General features: G+C 43.5%; 14 protein-coding genes. 13 read left to right on the plus strand and 1 reads right to left on the minus strand.

Translation table 11 applies throughout. The annotated features are described in order from the left end of the window. The first annotated feature begins 1 nt into the window (after window position 1). Genes B050_RS0111090 through B050_RS0111115 form a run of 6 tightly spaced genes read left to right on the plus strand, consistent with a single transcriptional unit; the run spans window position 2 to window position 9,331 of the window. Window positions 2–1,603 (plus strand): contractile injection system tape measure protein, encoded by a 1,602-nt coding sequence (locus B050_RS0111090; protein ID WP_018473984.1) that lies wholly within the window; start codon window positions 2–4, stop codon window positions 1,601–1,603. Between the two features lie 11 nt (window positions 1,604–1,614). Continuing rightward, the gene (locus B050_RS22900; protein ID WP_157492737.1) at window positions 1,615–2,847 is read left to right on the plus strand and encodes an eCIS core domain-containing protein; all 1,233 of its coding nucleotides are present in this window, start codon (window positions 1,615–1,617) and stop codon (window positions 2,845–2,847) included. Window positions 2,848–2,850: 3 nt separating this feature from the next. Beyond that, the gene (locus B050_RS0111100; RefSeq protein ID WP_018473986.1) at window positions 2,851–6,309 is read left to right on the plus strand and encodes an eCIS core domain-containing protein; all 3,459 of its coding nucleotides are present in this window, start codon (window positions 2,851–2,853) and stop codon (window positions 6,307–6,309) included. Between the two features lie 8 nt (window positions 6,310–6,317). Next, window positions 6,318–7,187: a tetratricopeptide repeat protein gene (locus tag B050_RS0111105; protein WP_018473987.1), complete on the plus strand. Its 870-nt coding sequence runs from the start codon at window positions 6,318–6,320 to the stop codon at window positions 7,185–7,187. A 4-nt stretch (window positions 7,188–7,191) separates the two neighbouring features. After that, window positions 7,192–8,019 (plus strand): N-acetylmuramidase domain-containing protein, encoded by an 828-nt coding sequence (locus B050_RS0111110; RefSeq protein WP_018473988.1) that lies wholly within the window; start codon window positions 7,192–7,194, stop codon window positions 8,017–8,019. Between the two features lie 4 nt (window positions 8,020–8,023). Then, window positions 8,024–9,331, plus strand: a complete 1,308-nt coding sequence (locus tag B050_RS0111115; RefSeq protein WP_018473989.1) for an ATP-binding protein — start codon at window positions 8,024–8,026, stop codon at window positions 9,329–9,331. 36 nt (window positions 9,332–9,367) lie between these two features. On the opposite strand, the gene B050_RS0111120 is transcribed toward B050_RS0111115, so the two are convergent. Beyond that, the gene (locus tag B050_RS0111120) at window positions 9,368–9,991 is read right to left on the minus strand and encodes a phosphoribosylanthranilate isomerase (protein WP_026235811.1); all 624 of its coding nucleotides are present in this window, start codon (window positions 9,989–9,991) and stop codon (window positions 9,368–9,370) included. A 463-nt stretch (window positions 9,992–10,454) separates the two neighbouring features. Here B050_RS0111120 and B050_RS0111130 point away from each other — a divergent pair, with 463 nt between their 5' ends. The 7 genes from B050_RS0111130 (at window position 10,455) to B050_RS0111165 (ending at window position 19,469) form a co-directional block, all read left to right on the plus strand. Further along, entirely contained in the window at window positions 10,455–11,135 is a 681-nt protein-coding gene (locus tag B050_RS0111130) for a hypothetical protein (RefSeq protein ID WP_157492739.1), read from the plus strand. Then, window positions 11,119–12,762, plus strand: coding sequence for a S8 family serine peptidase (locus B050_RS0111135; protein ID WP_018473993.1), 1,644 nt, complete (start codon window positions 11,119–11,121; stop codon window positions 12,760–12,762). The genes B050_RS0111130 and B050_RS0111135 overlap by 17 nt, the downstream gene beginning before the upstream one ends. A 166-nt stretch (window positions 12,763–12,928) precedes the next feature. Then, on the plus strand, window positions 12,929–13,582 hold the full coding sequence (gene rpe / locus B050_RS0111140; protein ID WP_018473994.1) for a ribulose-phosphate 3-epimerase: 654 nt from the start codon (window positions 12,929–12,931) through the stop codon (window positions 13,580–13,582). A 199-nt stretch (window positions 13,583–13,781) separates the two neighbouring features. Further along, entirely contained in the window at window positions 13,782–14,231 is a 450-nt protein-coding gene (locus B050_RS0111145; protein ID WP_018473995.1) for a hypothetical protein, read from the plus strand. Window positions 14,232–14,595: 364 nt separating this feature from the next. Then, window positions 14,596–15,615 carry a hypothetical protein gene (locus B050_RS0111155; RefSeq protein WP_018473997.1) on the plus strand — a complete coding sequence of 340 codons (1,020 nt, stop codon included), beginning with the start codon at window positions 14,596–14,598 and terminating at the stop codon, window positions 15,613–15,615. A gap of 94 nt (window positions 15,616–15,709) precedes the next feature. Further along, window positions 15,710–18,247 (plus strand): DNA gyrase subunit A, encoded by a 2,538-nt coding sequence (gene gyrA, locus B050_RS0111160; RefSeq protein WP_018473998.1) that lies wholly within the window; start codon window positions 15,710–15,712, stop codon window positions 18,245–18,247. A 10-nt stretch (window positions 18,248–18,257) separates the two neighbouring features. Further along, window positions 18,258–19,469 carry a tetratricopeptide repeat protein gene (locus B050_RS0111165; protein ID WP_018473999.1) on the plus strand — a complete coding sequence of 404 codons (1,212 nt, stop codon included), beginning with the start codon at window positions 18,258–18,260 and terminating at the stop codon, window positions 19,467–19,469. Window positions 19,470–19,568 lie beyond the last annotated feature (99 nt).

The following is a 19,568-nucleotide window of genomic DNA, read 5'->3' on the forward strand; positions in this document are numbered from 1 at the left end:
GATGATCGCTGAGGAAACACATATTGTTCATTGCGTTAAGGTGGAATGTACTGCTCCATCGAAGGTTTCTGCTGAAAAAATCCAGCAGCTGATCAATGAATTTGTGCGAGAGTCCTTGGAGAAAATCTTACTGGAGTTCTTCCAAGAAATTCAGTCAGTCAGTGAATTTCATACCCTCACCATTTCAAAGCTGGACTTATCATTTGACCTAAATTATAAGCAAGTCCTTGATCATGGTTTTGACAGCAACAAGCTACTTCTGCAGGCGGTGGGTGAGGGAATTAAGAACCAACTTAAAGATAAATTGGAGAAATGGAAAGCTTCCTCACCGCATGGGTCTATGGCTAAGAGTGGGGAGGAGAAGGCTGACTTTATGGATTGGCATAATTTGAGGGAGGAAGAGCGACAGGTAAAAACGATTCTGCATATTCTGAAAAATGGCAGCTCGCCTTGGTGGCTTAGCAAAACGGAAGACTGTGCCTTTTTTGACCCCGACTATAGGCTGGAAGATAGTAAGATTAGTCTTGGGTCCAGTTCGCATCTAGGAAAGTACCTGTACCAAATTAATTATGAAGCTAAACCCTTCGAAAGACTGGTTTTACAGTTGACCGAAAGCCAATTGGAATCGATATATACACAACTCATATCAAATTTCAGTCATTTAAATTATATTCAAAGAGATTTACCTTCGGTCAAATATAGTTTTAGTTCAGCACTTAAAATCAAGCTCTGGCAGCTAAAATGGGCGGTATTACAGCAAAAAGGCATAGAGAAAATCCATGAAATTACCCACCGGATCATAAAAGATTCAAAATCCCTTAGTGCTGATATCCAAGGATCAATAGTTCAAAACATATCTCTACCATTAGATAGCTATAATATACAGTTCGCAAAAGAAAATATACATTTGGACGATATTTTAAGTCAATTGATCTCAAATGATGCTAAAATTAATCAGGCTGATCCTAAGGAGCAGATCAGAGATTCCAATGAAGAGTCCAATCTAAATTCAGAAGCTATCTCCAGCGCCTCAGAGGATACTATCCGTGAACAAGAGGACTCAATGGCAAAGCAGCAGGAAGATAAGAAAGTGCTGGAGATGGATATCATAGAAGGGATGCAGGTACGGAATGCAGGCTTGATATTGCTCAATCCTTACCTGCCACGATTAATGACATTATGCAATCTTTGGAGCCCTGAACAAGGCTGGATTCAGCAGGAGCTTGCGGTAAGGACTTTACATTTCCTAGCCACAGGAAACACCCAGGCCCTGGACTATAAGTTGGGAATGGAGAAATTTATTTGTTCGTTTCCAGCTGAAAATATCATCTCTATAGAGACTTCCCTGCCCCTAGATATCCAGAAATTCTGTTTGGAATTATTAGAGGCCTGTATTTCGAATTGGGAAAAATTGGGCAAAACTAGTGTGGATTCTCTGAGGAGTTATTATCTAATTCGATCGGGAAAACTCATGCCAGAAGGGAATCACTATAAGCTATACATGGATAAGAATAGCATAGATATTTTGCTGCAATACCTGCCTTACCCGATTAGTGTCATAAAGCTTCCATGGAAGAGCAGCTTGTTGTTTGTTGAATGGTAAAATCTAGGATTATGAGAGAATTTAAAAAAGGGTCAAAGACCTCTTCTGCAAAAATGCCGAATCATAATAAAGTTCAAGCTGCTGGTTCAACTTTTTTTGGCGTACAGCCAAAACTAAAAAAGGGCCAGAAAGGTGATGCCTATGAAGTGGAAGCTGACCGTGCTGCGGATCAGGTGACTGCCGCTATGGATAGCCCCGGAGTACAAGCCAAAGGAATGGAGGAAGAAGCAGTACAATCAAAACCAATAGCTGATGGACTAAGCAAGCTCCAGATGAAGGAGGAAGTACAGGAAGAGCCGGCGGTTCAGTCTAAGGAGGATTCGGAAGCGGAGGAAGTCGCACAGATGCAAGAAATGGAGGAGCCTGAAATTCAAGCCAAGGAAGAAGAACCTGAAGTTCAGGCTAAGGAGGAAGAACCTGAAATTCAAGCCAAGGAGGAAGAACCTGAAGTTCAGGCTAAGGAAGAAGAACCTGAAGTGCAGGCTAAGGAAGAAGAACCTGAAGTGCAGGCCAGGGAAGAGGAGGAGACGGCAGTACAGGAGAAATCAGAAAATGAAGCTACTTCCCTTCAGGATAGTAGTTTGCTCGAACAGTCCATACTAGAAGCTAGGGGATTAGGAAGTCCCTTGCCGATAGAAGTACAATTACAATTAGAGCAGGGATTTGGGGCTGATTTTAGCGAGGTCAGGATTCATACAGATCCCGCCGCCATACAGATGTGTAGCGAACTGAACGCCCAGGCTTTTACGCATGGTAATGATATCTTCTTCAATGAGGGGAAATATCAGCCGCAGTCCAGGGAAGGGCGGCATTTGCTAGCTCATGAGCTTACCCACACGCTGCAGCAGCAGGCCTCAGACAGCGAGTCAAAGAATAAAAAGGGGGCTATTTCTAAAATAAATTCCAAAGCCATACAACCTAATATTAGCCTTCAAAACCTGCTAAATCAGCAGAAAGAACATCCACCTATTGCGGGTAAGCTATTGCTTCATAGTAGCTGTTCCTTAGAAGATTTCCTAATTATTCCCAGCAAGGAAGCAGGTCCATTATTCATACCCCGCAGTAGGCTGGTTCGGGATATTGGAGGTTTTTGGTGCCGCCAACGGAAGGATGCCTGGTTTAAGATACCCAATGGATGCATGGTAAAAGTTTCCTGTATAGGGGAGCAGATTGGTTTTGAAATCATCACCTCGGTACCAGAGGCTCAGGCTGCATGGATCCACGAAACAGGTTATCCCTTCTAATCGGTGAAAAACTATAGCCCAAAAAATAGCGCCCCAGCCTCCGAATCTAGCAGCCCGGCAAGATCACAGGCATTCTTTCAGCCCAAATTGACCATGGGTAAAGCGGGTGATCCCTATGAGGTGGAAGCAGATAAAATGGCCGATCAGCTAGTGCAGCAAGGAACTACAGAAACCAAATCATCAATACAGAATCGTCCTCTGGCCAGTAGCATAAGCCCCATTACTCAGCTAAAACCTACCGAGGATCCCATCCAGGAAAAGGAAGAAGAGCTGCAAAGTAAAGAAGAGGAGGTCCAAAGGATTCCGGAATTTGGCTCACATGCAGATGAGCCTATTCAGCGCAAAGAAGGGGGAGAAGCTCCTTCAGGAATAGCCTCTCAGCTCCGCAATGGCTCCGGCGGAAGTACGCTTCCCGGCCCTGTAAATCAGGAGATGTCTCAGGGATTCGGGGCGGACTTCAGTGGGGTGAAAGTACATACCGACTCTGAGGCCGTGCAGATGAGCCAGGATCTGGGGGCTCAGGCCTTTACCCATGGAAATGACATCTACTTCAACGAAGGCAAGTACCAGCCAGAAAGCTCAGGCGGCAAGCACCTGCTGGCACATGAGCTTACCCATACCATTCAGCAAGGAAAGAGCAAGGCTGTCCAACAAACTGCAATCCAGAGAACGGAAGAAACGGAGGCCCCTGCTATGGAGCCCGAAACTGGCGTATTGGATGAAACGGCCAAAACCGTCACCTTCAGCAAGATTGGTGTACCCGGGTTCAAATTACTTAACCATAGAGGAAATCTATTTTCTGGCAAGAAACCGCTAAAGCGTAAAAACGACTATCTGCGTGGCAATACCAATCAGCGCAACGGCGTATGGAAGCCTCAGGTCAGCAAGGATACTATAAAAACCAAATTGAATGAACTCTACTTCAATCATAATCATGTTGCCGCTACTCCGGCCACCACGCACGTATTTAAAGCGAATATTACGGGCAGAAATGTCATGCCTACTTATATTGGGAATATTGATGATATAGCCACCGAACTGACCACACCGACCTGGGGTAAGGATAAGGAATATCGGCGATTTGATGTGGATCATGTCGTGGAACTTCAGCTAGCCAACTGGTCCACCGAAAGCTGGCCCAACACCACAGACAATATGGAGCTTCTTGACTCGTCAAAAAACAGTTCCAGTGGCTCTACGATTAAAAATAAAATTACCGAAAAACTTAATGGTTTCCGTGAGCGCCATAATGGCCAGTACCCTGGTGGTGATGCTGATTTTAAAACCAACTATACCCTGGTGTTTACTGAAGCCGAAGCGATTCCGGGAGGAGATAGTGAGGTCACCGAAAATGAATATTGGACCAAGGAGCAGATAGAGGAGGGCGAACAGCTAAATGCCATCGAGGTGGGCAGTCTGGCGGATATTGGAGGAGAAGGAGAAGTAAGAATTTTCCCTAATGCAGGTGGTGGACTAGGGCAGCGTTTTTATTGGACGGGAGATAGTGCAGTGACCGATAGTAATGAAAAGAGGTACTTTAATAATCCGTTTAGAATTACAGCAAAGAATTTTGTCACTACGGGAGAAGGGGTGGAGCAGACTAATTTATTGGGAACGATAAGCGTCAATATTCCACCAGGTGATAAGACCTGGGAACCCTGGACCAATGACAAGGAGATCGAAGTCATACGTTTTAAAGGATCCAAATATGCAGGCTATATCACCAAGCAATCCATTCAGTCCAATCTATATGGCTTAAGAGTTAATAGAACTAGCCCGGTGGAGATATTAGAATTGGAACTTATGCCGGATGGTATACAGGCTTATGGACAGATCATGCCTTCCATCCCGATATTTGAAGGCAGTCCCATCGAGCTATTTCTGTCCAATGGGGATGTGCGAATATCCAAAACCTTCAGTTCGGGAGAAATCAATGTTCCCCCACCTTTTGCGATTAGTGATTCTTCGCTTACGATTTTTGCGAGCTCCTCTGATGGGCTGGGACTTACCGGTGAGGTGAATTTTGGTATAGACCGCGTAGGAACAGGAAGTATCACCGCCACCGCTGCGACAGAAACTGGCTTTAGCTTAGTGGGTAATTTTTCCTTTGACCCCAATTTATTTGATAGTGCAGAGATAGAAATCAGTTATATCGATAATATCTGGACGATCGGCGGCACGATACAGATTCCTGAGGGGAAGGTTCGGGGAGTAAAAAGTGCCACCATTAATGCTAGCTATTCAGAAAATATATTCTCAGCAAGTGGGGAGGCAGAGCTAGACATCCCTGGCATAGAGCGTGGTAATATGTCCGTAGAATTTGGAGAAGGAGGTTTTTCCATTGGCGGCGATTTTGATTTGAGCAGTGATATTCCGGGCATTCAGAGCGGCAGTGTATCGGCCAGCATCGCTCAGGAGGCGGGCCAGGAAGGATATAATGTATCGGTCACAGGTACGGCCGTCCCGGATATTCCAGGCATCAATTCCAGCCTTAGTGTAAGCTATATCAATGGGGCTTTGACCATCGAGGGTTCTGCGTCCTACAGTCGGGGGATGCTAAGTGGTACGATAGAAGTAGGAGCCACCAATCGCCCACTTGATGAAAACGGAGATCCAAATGGAGACCCAGATGACACTATGCGGGTATATGGTGGAGGCACATTGACCTTGCAGCTCACGCCTTGGCTGGCAGCAACTGCTGGGGTAACCTTTACCCCGGAGGGGGAAATAGAAGTCCTGGCCCGACTGAGCGCCGAGCGATATGAGGTTTTTGCCCGAAAGGAAATGAATCGAAATCTCTTCCAGGTTCCCACTATTGAGATTCCTCTGTTTGCCATCCCTCTAGGACCTAGGAGTTTGGGGCTTGTGGCACAGATTGGTGGTGGTTTGGATTTTACCTCAGGCTTTGGTCCGGGGGAGCTGCGCAATATGTCGGCTGAAATCAATTATAATCCCGAAAGGGAGGATGAAACGACCCTCAGTGGGCATGGGGAATTTGGGATTCCAGCGGATGCAGGGCTTACCCTCCGTGGAGATATGAGTTTGGGATTGAGCGTGGGCATCGCTAGTCTTACTGGTGGCATCGAACTGGCAGGAACCTTGGGGCTGGCGGGTGAAGCACTGGCTTCCGTAGATGTAAATTGGAGCCCGCAGACAGGGCTTACCTTGGATGCAGAAGGACGGATTACTGTCAATCCCGCCTTTACCTTCGAGGTGAATGCCTTTGCCAGGGCCAGTTTGGGGATTGGCTTCTTGTCCATTAGTGAAACGTGGAGACATAATCTGGCTTCTTACGAATGGGGTCCGGGAATCCAGTTTGGAATAGCCTTTCCCATCCATTATCAGGAAGGAGAAGCTTTTGATATGTCCTTCGATGATATAGAGGTGATCTATCCAGACCTTGATGTGATTAATATGGCCAAAGGGTTAGCCTTAGATATTAAAAACGATTTATTTGATTAAATTAAACTATGGAAAAACGCAACGCGATCAACCTCAATAATCAGGGAGCCCGGCATTTCCTACATGGTGATCTGGAAAAAGCCCTGGACTGCTATCAGCAAGCTTTGGCTATCTATCCTGATAACGCAAGTCTGCTCAACAATCTAGGACTGTACTTTCACCATAAAAATGACTTTAATCAAGCCATTGACTACTTTAAGAAAGCCCTTGACCAGGAGTCAAAACCTAATTTTTGGTTAAACTATGGGAATGCTATAGCGATGACCGGGGACTTTGATAAGGCCAATTCCATTTTTCTGAAGGTGGCCGAGAATCATCCTGACCTGTCTGCGGCCTGGCTAAGCTTGGCAAAGTTGGCAGGACATCTCGAAAGGCATGCCGAAGCCATTGCCTACTGGAAGGAGCTACTTAAGCTGCAGGAGGAGCCGGAGTATATTTTGGGGCTGGCGCAATCTTATATTCACCAAAAAAACTATGAAGGAGCTTTGGAGGTATTATATGACTATGATATAGACTATAAGCATTCTGAATTGTGGTTTTGTATAGGTCAATGTGAATTTCACCTCCGAAATCATGGGACGGCAGAGCGAGCATTTAAAATCTGCCTTTCTACCCAACCTGATCAGCTGGAGTACCGTCATTTTTTGGCCGTCAACTACCTCGCCAAGGGAGAATCCGTCAAGGGGCTGCAGGAGTTGGAGCAGATATTAAAGGTGGATCCTGATAATCATCATATTATTACTGAGAAAGGTATTATTCTTGCCAGTTTGAATCAATACGAGGAGGCGATCCAATTATTGGATCGGGCTTTAGAGATAGAGCCAGCGTTTAATAAAGCCATACATTATAAAAATCTTATCGAAAACCAAAGCAGTTGAAACCATGAGAATGATCAAATACAGGTCCCGTGGCCCCGAGGTGCGGCTATTGGAAGAAATATTACAAAAGATGGGTTATGACCTCTATGTATCCGATTATTTTGGCAAGGACACGCATGAGGCCATTATGGATTTTCAGCGGAAAAACAGCCTGGTGGTAGATGGGATAGTGGGCATAAAATCCTGGAGTAAGCTTTTGGCGCTCAACCCGGATATCCTCAATGAAAATAGCAAACTACTTTCGGAGCGGGATTTGGAGGATTTTGCGACGAAATATGGTTTGGAGATCGCCACAGTCAAAGCGGTCAATGAGGTAGAAAGTAGGGGAAAGGGATTTTTGGTGGACGGTAGAGCCAAGATACTTTTTGAAGGCCATGTATTTTGGAAGCAGCTTAAGTCCCGTGGTGTTGATCCAAACGCCCATTTTAATCAACAAACCAGTGATATTCTCTATCCGGAGTGGACCCGGTCTCACTATAAGGGGGGGGCGGGAGAATATGATCGGCTCCAAAAGGCCAGGGATATCTCGCCAGGGCAGACCTTCAGTGATGCCGCCAATTCATCCGCCTCTTGGGGTTCTTTTCAGATCATGGGCTACCATGCCAAGACCTTGGGGTACTCTTCTGTGGATGATTTTGTAAGCAAAATGCAATTGCATGAACGTGAGCACCTGGATGCTTTTGGCCGATTTCTGGAAGTCAATCAACTGATAAGATTGCTTAAGGATAAGAACTGGCAAGGTTTTGCCAAGCGCTATAATGGACCCTTATATGCTAGAAATAAATATGATGAAAGGCTTCAAAAGGCTTATGATCGCTACTTAAACGTATGATTTTATGGTGGATTTGATTCACTTTGTAGAAATGGCCATCAAGGCTAGAATGGACTTTTTTACCAAAAAAACAAGTACATTGGTTCAGCCTCAGCTCAATTTGCAATTTGACCCAGGGACTGAATTGGGGAAGTTTGTGCAGGCTAAGACCATTCCCAATCATGAATTATTGCTCTTAGGCATGGCTTTGGTCCCCCACCTGGACCCAGGTTTTTATAGTAGAATTATCGCCCAATACTTTCCTGATGGACATGATTTGGTGGAATTTGGAGGCCTCCGGTCCAAGAGCCATCGCGGGATTATCCCCACCGGAGAAACCTACCTTTTTGTGGTGGCAGGAATCGACATTGCCACGAGAAAAAAATATTTCAAACTTCTAAAAACAGCCCTATTGATACAGCTAGGGGTGATCCACTGGGGTTCTCGCGAAAGCCATGAGCCAGAATGGGCCTCGGCACTGGTCATGGACGCTGAATATGCCGAGCGCTTTACCACCGATCAACTTTCTAAGCCCGTTTTTGGAACGAGTTTTCCTGCCGAACCCATAGAAACCAGCTTGGAATGGACGGATTTAGTTCTGAATGCTAAAACCCTTGCCTATATCTTAGAAATCCAGGAATGGCTGGAGCAGCATCAGAAATTATGGGAAGACTGGGGGATGGCTGGAAGAATTAAGCCTGGGTTTAGGGTGATGTTTTATGGTCCTCCAGGAACTGGTAAGACCCTCACCGCTGGTCTGCTCGGGAAGCATACGGCCAGGCCGGTTTTCCGAATTGACCTGTCTTTGGTGACCTCCAAATTTATTGGTGAAACCGAAAAAAACTTATCATCGCTTTTTGATAAGGCTGCCAATAAGGACTGGATATTGTTCTTTGATGAGGCAGACGCCATATTTGGCAAAAGAACTACGGTCAAGGACGCTCATGACAAATACGCTAATCAGGAAGTATCTTATTTGCTACAGCGAATAGAAAATCACCCCGGATTGGTAATTTTAGCCTCCAATTTTAAAAGTAATATAGATGCCGCTTTTGCCAGACGGTTTCATAGCATCATCGAGTTCCCCATGCCTACCGCCTCTGAGCGCCTATCGATATGGCTAAAGAACCTCCCCGAAAAGGCAAAATTGGAAAAAACGTTGGATTTTGAGGATTTGTCCAAAAAATATGAATTGACTGGGGCGAATATTGTCAACATCATCCAATATGCCTCCATCAAAGCACTGGCCAAATATAATGGGGAAATCAAGGAGGCGGAAATCAATATCGGCATCCGTAGAGAACTCACTAAAGAAGGAAAAATGGCCTTTTAAGGAGGATTGATTTTATCCTCCCTAAGCCATTTTGAATTAATCTTCCTCCAAAGCCTCTAAAATATCTGCCAGCTCGTCAAAATCCTTATAGCCAGGCTTAATTTCATCTCCGCCTTTCAGGGCTAAGCCCTGCGCACCCGTTTTTTCGAGAATAGCCTCTAAGTTTTCAGGCTCTAAACCAAATCCTAATAATACCTGACACTGTCCACTAAGCTCCTTAATCAAGCCTATCGCATCCTCAGCAAGCTCCAGGTTTCCAGACTCTAAAACCAGGGTGATATTATTTTCGGCTAAGCTAGGAGCTATGGCTTTTAGGTGTTCCAATTCTCCAAGTGCATTCAACTCTTTCTTGAAAAGTAAATTATATGAAGTGTTCGCAAGCATTCTTAAATGGGCCTCTTCACTGATCTGTATATGGTCTATACCCTCATAAGCCTTTACCTTCTCCAATATATTATCTGGATGACTGGTCTCAAATTCTGCTACATATTCCAGACCGCTGAGCCATCCGGTGATTTCCTTATAAGTCTCAGGACTGATATAATTTTTGTCGTATTCTTCAAGGCTAAAGCCCAGTAAGCTTACATACATTCCTGCACAATATCGGGCATCACTTAGATTATTTACACTGCTGACTTTAACGAATGTTTTTAGTGCCATAAATTATAATATTCTTCCTTATTAATTTTTATATAAAGCTGAAAATAAATGCATTATCCCGGTCTGGTTCAATTATTAAAATCAGCTAATGGCCTCCGCTGGGAAGCGTGGGATCAGGACTTCCATATGAGTCCAACTGCCTATAGATTTCAATTAAGCCTTGCAAGGCTACTGGTGAAAATGACCTATTATAAATCCTAATGATTTATTTTCTAAGGCCAAAGATAAGCAGAATTAACACTTTATCTAAAGCGATGGAAGGATTCGAATTGAAAACTAATATTTGATATATTAGGTTTTCATGCTTTATTGTATTTTTGCATAATGGTTTTAAAGTAATTAGTTTACTAGTACTATACCTAAAAGAGGGTTGAAGGCGGATGGATCTGCTCCTGATATATAATGAACAAATAAAATAAAGCAGGGATCTTGCTAAGAAGTGTCCTATACCTATGCTACACGTATGAAGAAACTTTTCCCATTTCTAATGATCCTATTATGCTTTGCCTGCGAGCAAGAGCCCGTGGAGCCGGTGGAATTGGGCTATGAATATATGCCATTGGAGGAAGGGCGATTTTGGGTCTATGGGGTAAATGAAACGGTCGTTTATGGGGAAGATGATATTGAGAGCTCCTACTTTTTTTATCAGGATCATATCAGCCATAGCTATCTCAATCAGGAAGGAAGACTGGTCTATACCGTCAGCAGGAGCAAGTCCAGTGACCAACTGTCCTGGGAGAGCCATAGCACCTATACCTTGCAGATCAAAAACAATGCGTTGATCCGGTTACAGGACAATCTCAATAAAATCCCCTTGGTATTTCCCGTGGCATCTGCCAGTCTATGGGATGGCAATGCCTATAATGTTTTTCCTATCGATGACTATCAGATGCAGACTCCCGGGCCTTTTACGATAGAGGGAAATACTTATAATAATGCGGTCAAAATAATCCAACAGGAAGAGGATGACCTAATTACCATTAGAGATAATCGTTTTGAAGTATATGCCTTTGGAGTGGGAATGATAGAACAATATATCGAAACATTGACTTATTGTTCACGAAATGATTGTTTGGGAGAACAAATCATAGAAAGTGGTCGTTTATCTCATTTAGAACTTATCACCCATGGAAAATATCAATAAAATCATCATGCTAGCCTGTTTTTGCCTGCTTGGAGGACTGGTGCAGGCGCAGGACAGGTATGCTATTAGGTATAAATATAAGCCGAATACAGCGTATAGTCTGGATCAGCCGGAGGCATTTTTGACTGCTGATGCCATACAGCGCAGAAGCCATGAAGGCATCCCTATTGATAGTCTGGACCTGCCAGTAAGTCCCTGCAATATCGATCAGATCAAGCCTTTAGTGAAAGAAATCATCTATCAGAGTAAATGGATGAATGCTTCCGTGGTGACTGCGACCGAGGAGCAAGTGAAGCTTATCGATAAGTTGGCCATAGTGGACACGGTGGAGTTGGTGGCCAGGGGGTTTTATGAGGAAGGTAAGAGGAGTGGAGGCAATCTTCTGCAGTCCAATGTCTCCATCAGAATACTCTCCAGGACCTCTGCAGAGGAGGATTATGCTTATCAAAATGGATTGATTGGAATATCCGAAATGCACCAGGAAGGCCTTACGGGTGAGGGCGTCAAAATAGCGGTATTGGATGGTGGGTTTATGAATGCGGATAAAATTAGTGGACTTCAGCACTTATTTGACAATGAGCAAATAATCGCAACCAAAGATTTTGTTAAACCCTGGTCAAACGATGTTTTTAGAACCGAAAATCACGGTACTGCGGCCTTATCATTGATCGCCAGTAATGACCCCGAAAACCTCGTGTCCGGGGCATATGATGCTTCGTATATACTGTGTATCACAGAGGATGTGGCTTCTGAATATAGGATAGAAGAGTATAATTGGTCTCGTGCGGCGGAATATGCTGATAGCTTGGGGACTGATATTATAAGTAGTTCTTTAGGTTATCGATTTTATGATGACCCCCGAATGGACTATGATATAGAGGATCTTGATGGGAAGACGGCCATCATAAGCCAGGCAGCCAATATCGCTTCCTCTAAGGGGATCATCGTGATCACAAGTGCTGGAAATGCGGGAAATAAAACGGCCAGCACCATTTCCGTGCCTGCAGATGCGGAAGGAATATTGGCGATAGGATCGGTGGATAAGAACCTGGAGGCTTCCAGTTTTAGTAGTATCGGGCCATCGGCAGATGGTAGGATAAAACCTGACCTTACCACGCTGGGCAGAGGAGTATGGCTCTGGCATAATGAGAATGGCACCAGCACCTCCAATGGCACCTCTTATTCTGCACCTCAAATCGCAGGCTTGGTGGCGGGGATCCGTCAAGGGAGACCAGAGTGGAAAAAAGAGGAGTTGCTGGGTTATTTATTGGCCAGCGGCAGCCAGGCAGAAGATCCCGACAATTATTATGGCTATGGAATTCCTAATTTCCACCTAGCTTATTTTGGCCAGGTACTAGACGTCGAGAAATCTCCAGAAATCTATCAAACCAAAATCTATCCTAATCCTACTGATGGTCGGGAATTTTTTATCCAGTTTGGTGCGCAGAATAACTGCCACTATCTTCTATATGATACTCAAGGGCAAATCGTAACCAAGGATAGGCTGAGCCGACAATCCCAAAAAGAACCCTATGAGATGGAGTTTAAAAGAAAACTCTCTGGGCTTTATATTATCGAATTGCAGGAAGGAAATGTGAGGGAAAGACATAAGGTATTTATCCAATAAAGGGCCTAAAAACAGGCTATTGAAAGGAAGCAATAAGCATGGGTTCCAGTTTGGGATTAAACTTATATAAGCTTAGCAGAAACATTCTTGTCAATTTTTATTTTCTTTATAAGCCCAAAAGGTGCATCATCTTTGTGTGGGCTTGTTTTAAAAAGAGAAAAAATCGATGAACGAAATACTAGTTTCCCCCTCCGTATTGGCAGCAGATTTTGCCAATTTACAATCCGAAATCACCATGCTCAATGAATCCTCTGCAGATTTTATCCATGTGGATATTATGGATGGTGTTTTTGTGCCCAATATATCCTTTGGCCTGCCGGTGGTAGAGGCTATTCATAGACACGCCAGGAAGCCCTTGGATGTGCATCTGATGATCGTAAATCCCGACCAGTATTTCCAGCAGTTTCAGAAAGCGGGGGCGGAGACCATCACGGTCCATCTGGAGGCATGTCCTCATCTTCACCGGAGCATTCAGGCGATCCATGAACTGGGCTGTAAAGCAGGTGTGGCGCTCAACCCACATAGTTCGGTGCAGTTGCTCAGAAATATCATAAGGGATATTGATCAGGTGATCGTCATGTCGGTGAATCCCGGCTTTGGTGGGCAGAAATTCATCGAGCATACTTATGAAAAAGTAAGGGAGCTAAAGGCGATAATTACAGCAACAGGCTCCAGGGCTAAGATAGAGATAGATGGCGGGGTGAATTTAGAGACAGGACATAAGCTAAAAGAGGCTGGGGCGGACATTTTGGTGGCCGGAAGCTTTGTGTTCGGTGCGGATGATCCCAAGGATATTATTAATAAATTGAGGGAAGTATAATATTTTCAAGAGGTTAAGCCAGAAAACTTAGCAATTCTGCCCGATTTAGATCATTTAAAAAAGGTTTTTTTTCATTTTTTTCTTGCTTAATTAAGGCTAATGCCTTTTATTGGAAGCTAGTTTATTACTTGAATTTTAATTAAAAAGATTGAAAAAGATGAAGCGTTTATTTGGATTGGCATTCCTAATGTTGTGTTTAATGAATGTAAAGGCATTTGCTCAGGAAGCAGAAGCTGTTACAGATGAAGAAATTGAGAAATTCGCAGCAATGAAAGATTCTGTGAATCACTTCATGGAAGTGAAACAAGGGGAACTTGAAAGCATGATTAAGGATAACGAGGTATTTGATGTAGCTCGCTATAACGAAATCAAAGAAGCGTGGGGCGACGACACTAAGTTGGCAGAAATCAGCATCACTGAAGAGGAGAAAGCAGAGTATACCAAAATCATGGATACTAAAAACTCCCTTTCTGATGTGATCAAGGAGCGTATGATCTCTTTAATTAAGGACGATGAGATTCTCGGGGCAGCTACCTATAATAAGGTAAATACCGCCATGAAAACTGATCCTGAAGTAAAGACTAAGGTAAATGAGTTGATCGCGGAGAAAGCAAGCGAGAGAACTCCAGAAGAAGAAGACGCCGAATAAGCCTCTTTATATTTTCCATTGATGGAATAAAAACCTCAAGGACTCAGATTTATCTCGTGGTCCTTGAGGTTTTTTATTGCCCAAAATTTAAGATAGCTATAGGGACCAAACACCATTTTTCAGAGTTTCTTTAGCTTCCACCTTCCTGCTTTTACCCGTTGCGGAATAGGGACAAATCCCCATCAACCTAGTTGGATATCAAAATGGTAATTTGGCCCCTATTTTACTTTCGATTGAGGGGGGATTTAGGAGCAAACGAAAAGTTTTATGGAAAAGAAAATTTCCATGAGGCAGTGATAAAAAGTATTTCTATCATTTTTTACTATTTTTAAGCATTATTTGATATACACAACGAATCAAAGAAATGCTACACCTAACTTTATTTAACAGACCTAAAGCATCCAATTCCCAGTATTGGAAAGCCTTCATCATTGTCAGTATTGGCATGCTGCTTTACCAACCTGCGATGGCGCAAGACGAAGACCTGTTTGGGATAGACACCAAGGCCACGAAGACCCGTCGCAGCAATAGCGGCTTAGGGAATATCAGCAGAGGCATCATCAGCAAGATCAGCCTGGAGATGAGCACTGGTTATGGGCTTCATTATGATGATATGGCCTTCCAGGCCTCCATGCCCGAAACCTATCCCATAATCCCCATTCAGGAGGGTTTAGGAGCTATTTCCCCAAATGAAATCAAGGATTTCAGTTCCTCAGGGCATGTGGTTCCGATAGAGGCGGGGCTGAGAATTGATATATTTGGCATCCTGAGCGTAGGCGGAGGTTATGGGAGGGATTTTGGGAAGATTAAAACATTAGAAAATCCTGAGTATCAATTTACCTTAACGAGCGACAAATTAGTGACTGATCGTTTTTTTGGTACGGTGGGTTTGGTGCTTTGGGATGCTCAGCGGCGAAGGCAATTCTTAGCGATGAAGTATAAGAAATTTGATTCCAATAATCTATACATGCAGGCTGAGCAGAAGATAAGGATGCGGCAAGATTACCCATGGCGGGTGATAATTGAGGGGGAGTTTGGCAGTCTGACCATCAAGGATGGGGACCCTGCATTGGCGGCAACTGAGCCTTATTATTCTTTTGGATTACGGATAGAAAGGGAGTTTTCTGAATACACCAAGATGTTTATTAAGCCCAATGCTTCCTTCCGGAAGTATGATTATATTAATTCCAGGCTAGAAGAAGTACAAACTATCAACCAAAATCTCTTCATGGTGAATATTGGGGTGGCCTTGCGACTTCCGGGCACCAAGCGCTGTAAGTTTCCCGGTTGTGGGGTGAAAATGAAGCACTTACATGATGGTGTGGAGTATCGGGGCAGCTCAATTTGGGAGATGCAAAACCGAAAGGTGGGTCAGTGGTACTAAACTTATAGGTTTTATCTTTTTTATACCTAAAAATTGGGTTTTAAAACCTTATTCTTTTTATTATCTTGCAACCTTATATTGAGAAACAGTTAACATGGCTCATAGAGAAAACGAGAACATTATACCGATTAATATTGAGGAGGAAATGCGCGGAGCATACATCGATTATTCGATGTCGGTCATTGTTTCCAGAGCACTTCCTGATGTGAGGGACGGAATGAAGCCCGTTCACCGCCGGATCCTGTTTGGTATGCAGGAGTTGGGCGTATTACATAATAAGCCGTACAAAAAATCCGCAAGGATCGTCGGGGAGGTACTTGGTAAGTATCACCCACATGGTGACAGTGCAGTGTACGAGACCATGGTACGTATGGCACAGCCCTGGTCCCTTCGTTACCCATTAGTCGATCCTCAAGGAAACTTCGGTTCCATAGATGGTGACAATGCCGCCGCTATGCGTTATACCGAAGCAAGGCTAAAGCGAATTGCCGAAGAATTATTGATCGATATCAATAAAGAAACGGTTGACTTTCAGTTGAACTTCGATGACTCCCTAAAAGAGCCTATCGTTCTTCCCGCCAAAATCCCAGCCCTATTATTGAATGGAGCATCGGGTATTGCGGTAGGTATGGCGACCAATATGGCTCCACACCAACTGGGAGAGGTGATCGATGGTATCACCGCTTATATAGAAAACAATGAGATTACCATAGATGAGTTGATGAAGCACATTATTGCCCCTGATTTCCCTACTGGTGGGATTATCTATGGCTATAATGGTGTGAAGGCAGCTTACGAAACGGGTAGAGGCCGAGTAGTAATGCGTGGCAAAGCTACAGTGGAGACCAAAGAAAGTGGACGTGAGATGATCATCATCCACGAGATCCCTTATTTGGTCAATAAGGCTAATATGGTCGAGAAGACCGCTCAACTTATTCAAGAGAAAAAACTTGATGGAATCTCTGCCATCCGTGATGAGTCAGATCGTCAAGGAATGCGGATTGTATATGAGCTCAAGCGGGATGCCATTGCCAATGTCGTCTTAAACAACCTGTATAAGCAAACTCAATTACAGACTTCTTTTAGTATCAATAATGTGGCGCTGGTCAAAGGCCGCCCGCATACCCTAAACCTCAAGGACCTGATCGTGCACTATGTGAGTCATAGGCATGAGGTGGTGACCAGAAGGACGGAATACGAACTGAAGGAAGCCGAAAAGAGAGCACACATCCTTCAAGGCTATCTTATTGCCTTGGACAATTTGGATGAGGTGATCAATCTGATAAGAAGTTCTAGGGATCCTGAGGCGGCAAGAACAGCCTTAATGGAGAAATTTGAACTTTCAGAGATTCAGGCTAGAGCCATTTTGGATATGCGTCTCCAACGTCTTACAGGCATGGAGCGCGACAAGATCGTGAAGGAATACGAAGAGCTTATGCTTTTAATAGAAGACCTGAAGGACATCCTGGCCAATAAAGAGCGCCGAATGGAAATCATCAAAAATGAGCTTATTGAAATCAAGGAGCGATATAATGATGAGAGACGTACGGAAATTGAGCATAATGCCGAAGATTTTAGTTATGAGGATATGATTCCTAATGAGGAAGTCATCATCACTGTATCTCAGCAAGGCTATGTAAAACGAACTGCGCTGAAAGAATACCGCATCCAAACACGTGGTGGAGTAGGATCAAGAGGAGTGAAGACCAAGGAAGATGATTATACAGAATACATTTTCTCGGCGTCCACACACAATTATCTGCTGATCTTTACGGACAAGGGTAAATTATTCTGGCTCAAAACCTATGCTATTCCAGAGGGAAGTAAGACTTCTAAGGGTAGACCAATCCAAAATCTTATTCATATTGAGGCTGATGATAGGATCCGTTCCATCATCCAGGTCAATGATCTAAATGACGAGGATTATATCCAGAATAACTACCTGGTGATGGCGACAAAGCAGGGTATAATTAAGAAAACAACGCTTCAGCAGTACGCTAGACCACGATCTAACGGTATTATTGCCCTGAATATCCGGGAAGATGATCAGTTATTGAATGTGGAGCTTACTCATGGTGATGCGCATATCATCATAGCGGCCAAGTCTGGACGTGCTATCCACTTCCACGAATCAGCAGTACGACCAATGGGAAGGACCGCTACGGGCGTTAAAGCCATAAAACTTAGCGATGACAGCGATTTTGTGGTTGGCATGGTTTGTGTGAATAGGGAGGAGGCTTCTTTGCTGGTAGTATCTGAAAAGGGATACGGAAAGCGAAGCTCCGTAGATGAGTATAGGATTACCAATCGTGGTGGCAAAGGTGTAAAAGCAATGAACGTCACAGAAAAAACCGGTAGCCTAGTTGCAATAAAATCAGTAATAGATTCTGACGATCTGATGATTATCAACAAATCAGGGATAATCATAAGAACACCAGTCGCTGATCTGAGAGTAATGGGTAGAGCCACTCAAGGAGTAAGGCTTATTAAATTGAATGATAATGACGAAATTTCTTCTGTAGCTAAAGTCGAACAAGTAGAAGAAGACTTAATAGAAGGAATTGAAGACATTGACACTTCTGAAGAAAATCAACAAGATTCAAACAATAGCGAAAAACCAAAAGAGGAATAATTAGACAAAAATGAAAAAATTAGTTTTATCATTAGCTTTGGTTGGTGTGGCTTCTACGTTAGCCTTCGGCCAAAAAAAGGTAGTTAAAAATGCTGAAAAAGCACTCCGAAAGGGAGAGCTAACGGAAGCATTAACTGAAATCGAAAAAGCAACTCAGGATCCTGAAACAAGTGAGGATCCCGAAACCTATTTCATCAAAGGTCAGATCCTGACCTTGCAATATGCTGCTGATTCCTCCAATACAGAATCTACTTATGGTGTGGGAAGTACTGCTTACGATGCATTCTTCAATGCCTGGGAACTTACTGGAATGGACTCTGCCAGCAAAGTAGGAAAAGACCTTTTCAAAGAAGTAGTTCCAGGTATGCCTGAATCTCTTCAAGGTGAAGGAATGTTAAGCCTGAAAACCACTTCAGTAAATAAAGGTATCGAAAGATATGAAGAAGATGATATGGCTATGGCCACTAAATTCTTTGGAATTGCTGCCGATATCGATCCAAAAGATACCTCTATTGTGTTCAACGCAGGTTATACTGCAAATATGGCAGAGGATTTTGATGCAGCCAAAAAGTACCTTACCATGCTTTTGGACAATGAAGAATATAATAAGCTGAATGCCTATTACTTCCTGATCCAAATCGCAAATACAGAAGAAGAAAATCAGGAAGAAGCTTACCGCTTGGTAAAAGAAGCTAGAGAAATCTACCCTGATGACAAAGGTCTTTCTGAATTTGAAATTCAATTGTTATTACAATTAGAGAAAATGGATGAGGCTATGGCTTCCATCAAAGAATCTCTGGATAAAGACCCAAATAATGCACCAGTTAGGTTACGCTATGGCTACCTAAAGGAGCAATCAGGTGATATCGATGGTGCCCTTGAAGAATACTTGAAAGCGGTAGAAATCGACCCTGACTTCTTCGAAGGTAACTATTATGCTGCTGCAGTATATGTGGACAAAGCTAGAGAAATCATCAATGAGGTAAACAACCTTCCTGATGATGAGTGGGAATCCAAGTCTGAAAAAATGCTAGGTGAGGCTGATGACCTTTATTCTAAAGCAGTTCCATTGTTCGAAAAAGCTTTGGAGCAAAAGCCTGAAAATACAGAAATTATGCAGATCTTATTCCAGATTCATACTCGTCTGAAAAATGAAGACAAGGCAAATGAATATGATAAAAAGCTGCAACAACTTATCGGTCCTAACTGGATGGAAGGTTGATCGCAACTAACCTATAATTCCTTAAAAAAGGCTGCACTAATCTGCAGCCTTTTTTTTTGATCTATTCCCAACTATTCCCACCTGATGTCTTATTTTTTG

The organism is Echinicola pacifica DSM 19836, from assembly GCF_000373245.1.
In the GTDB taxonomy this organism is placed as follows: domain Bacteria; phylum Bacteroidota; class Bacteroidia; order Cytophagales; family Cyclobacteriaceae; genus Echinicola; species Echinicola pacifica.

Coding starts and splice junctions, on each gene's coding strand:
- B050_RS0111090 (WP_018473984.1), top strand. CDS start 2: ATGATCGCTGAGGAAACACATATTGTTCATTGCGTTAAGGTGGAATGT.
- B050_RS22900 (WP_157492737.1), top strand. CDS start 1,615: ATGAGAGAATTTAAAAAAGGGTCAAAGACCTCTTCTGCAAAAATGCCG.
- B050_RS0111105 (WP_018473987.1), top strand. CDS start 6,318: ATGGAAAAACGCAACGCGATCAACCTCAATAATCAGGGAGCCCGGCAT.
- B050_RS0111110 (WP_018473988.1), top strand. CDS start 7,192: ATGAGAATGATCAAATACAGGTCCCGTGGCCCCGAGGTGCGGCTATTG.
- B050_RS0111115 (WP_018473989.1), top strand. CDS start 8,024: ATGGTGGATTTGATTCACTTTGTAGAAATGGCCATCAAGGCTAGAATG.
- B050_RS0111120 (WP_026235811.1), bottom strand. CDS start 9,991: ATGGCACTAAAAACATTCGTTAAAGTCAGCAGTGTAAATAATCTAAGT.
- B050_RS0111130 (WP_157492739.1), top strand. CDS start 10,455: ATGAAGAAACTTTTCCCATTTCTAATGATCCTATTATGCTTTGCCTGC.
- B050_RS0111135 (WP_018473993.1), top strand. CDS start 11,119: ATGGAAAATATCAATAAAATCATCATGCTAGCCTGTTTTTGCCTGCTT.
- rpe (WP_018473994.1), top strand. CDS start 12,929: ATGAACGAAATACTAGTTTCCCCCTCCGTATTGGCAGCAGATTTTGCC.
- B050_RS0111145 (WP_018473995.1), top strand. CDS start 13,782: ATGAATGTAAAGGCATTTGCTCAGGAAGCAGAAGCTGTTACAGATGAA.
- B050_RS0111155 (WP_018473997.1), top strand. CDS start 14,596: ATGCTACACCTAACTTTATTTAACAGACCTAAAGCATCCAATTCCCAG.
- gyrA (WP_018473998.1), top strand. CDS start 15,710: ATGGCTCATAGAGAAAACGAGAACATTATACCGATTAATATTGAGGAG.
- B050_RS0111165 (WP_018473999.1), top strand. CDS start 18,258: ATGAAAAAATTAGTTTTATCATTAGCTTTGGTTGGTGTGGCTTCTACG.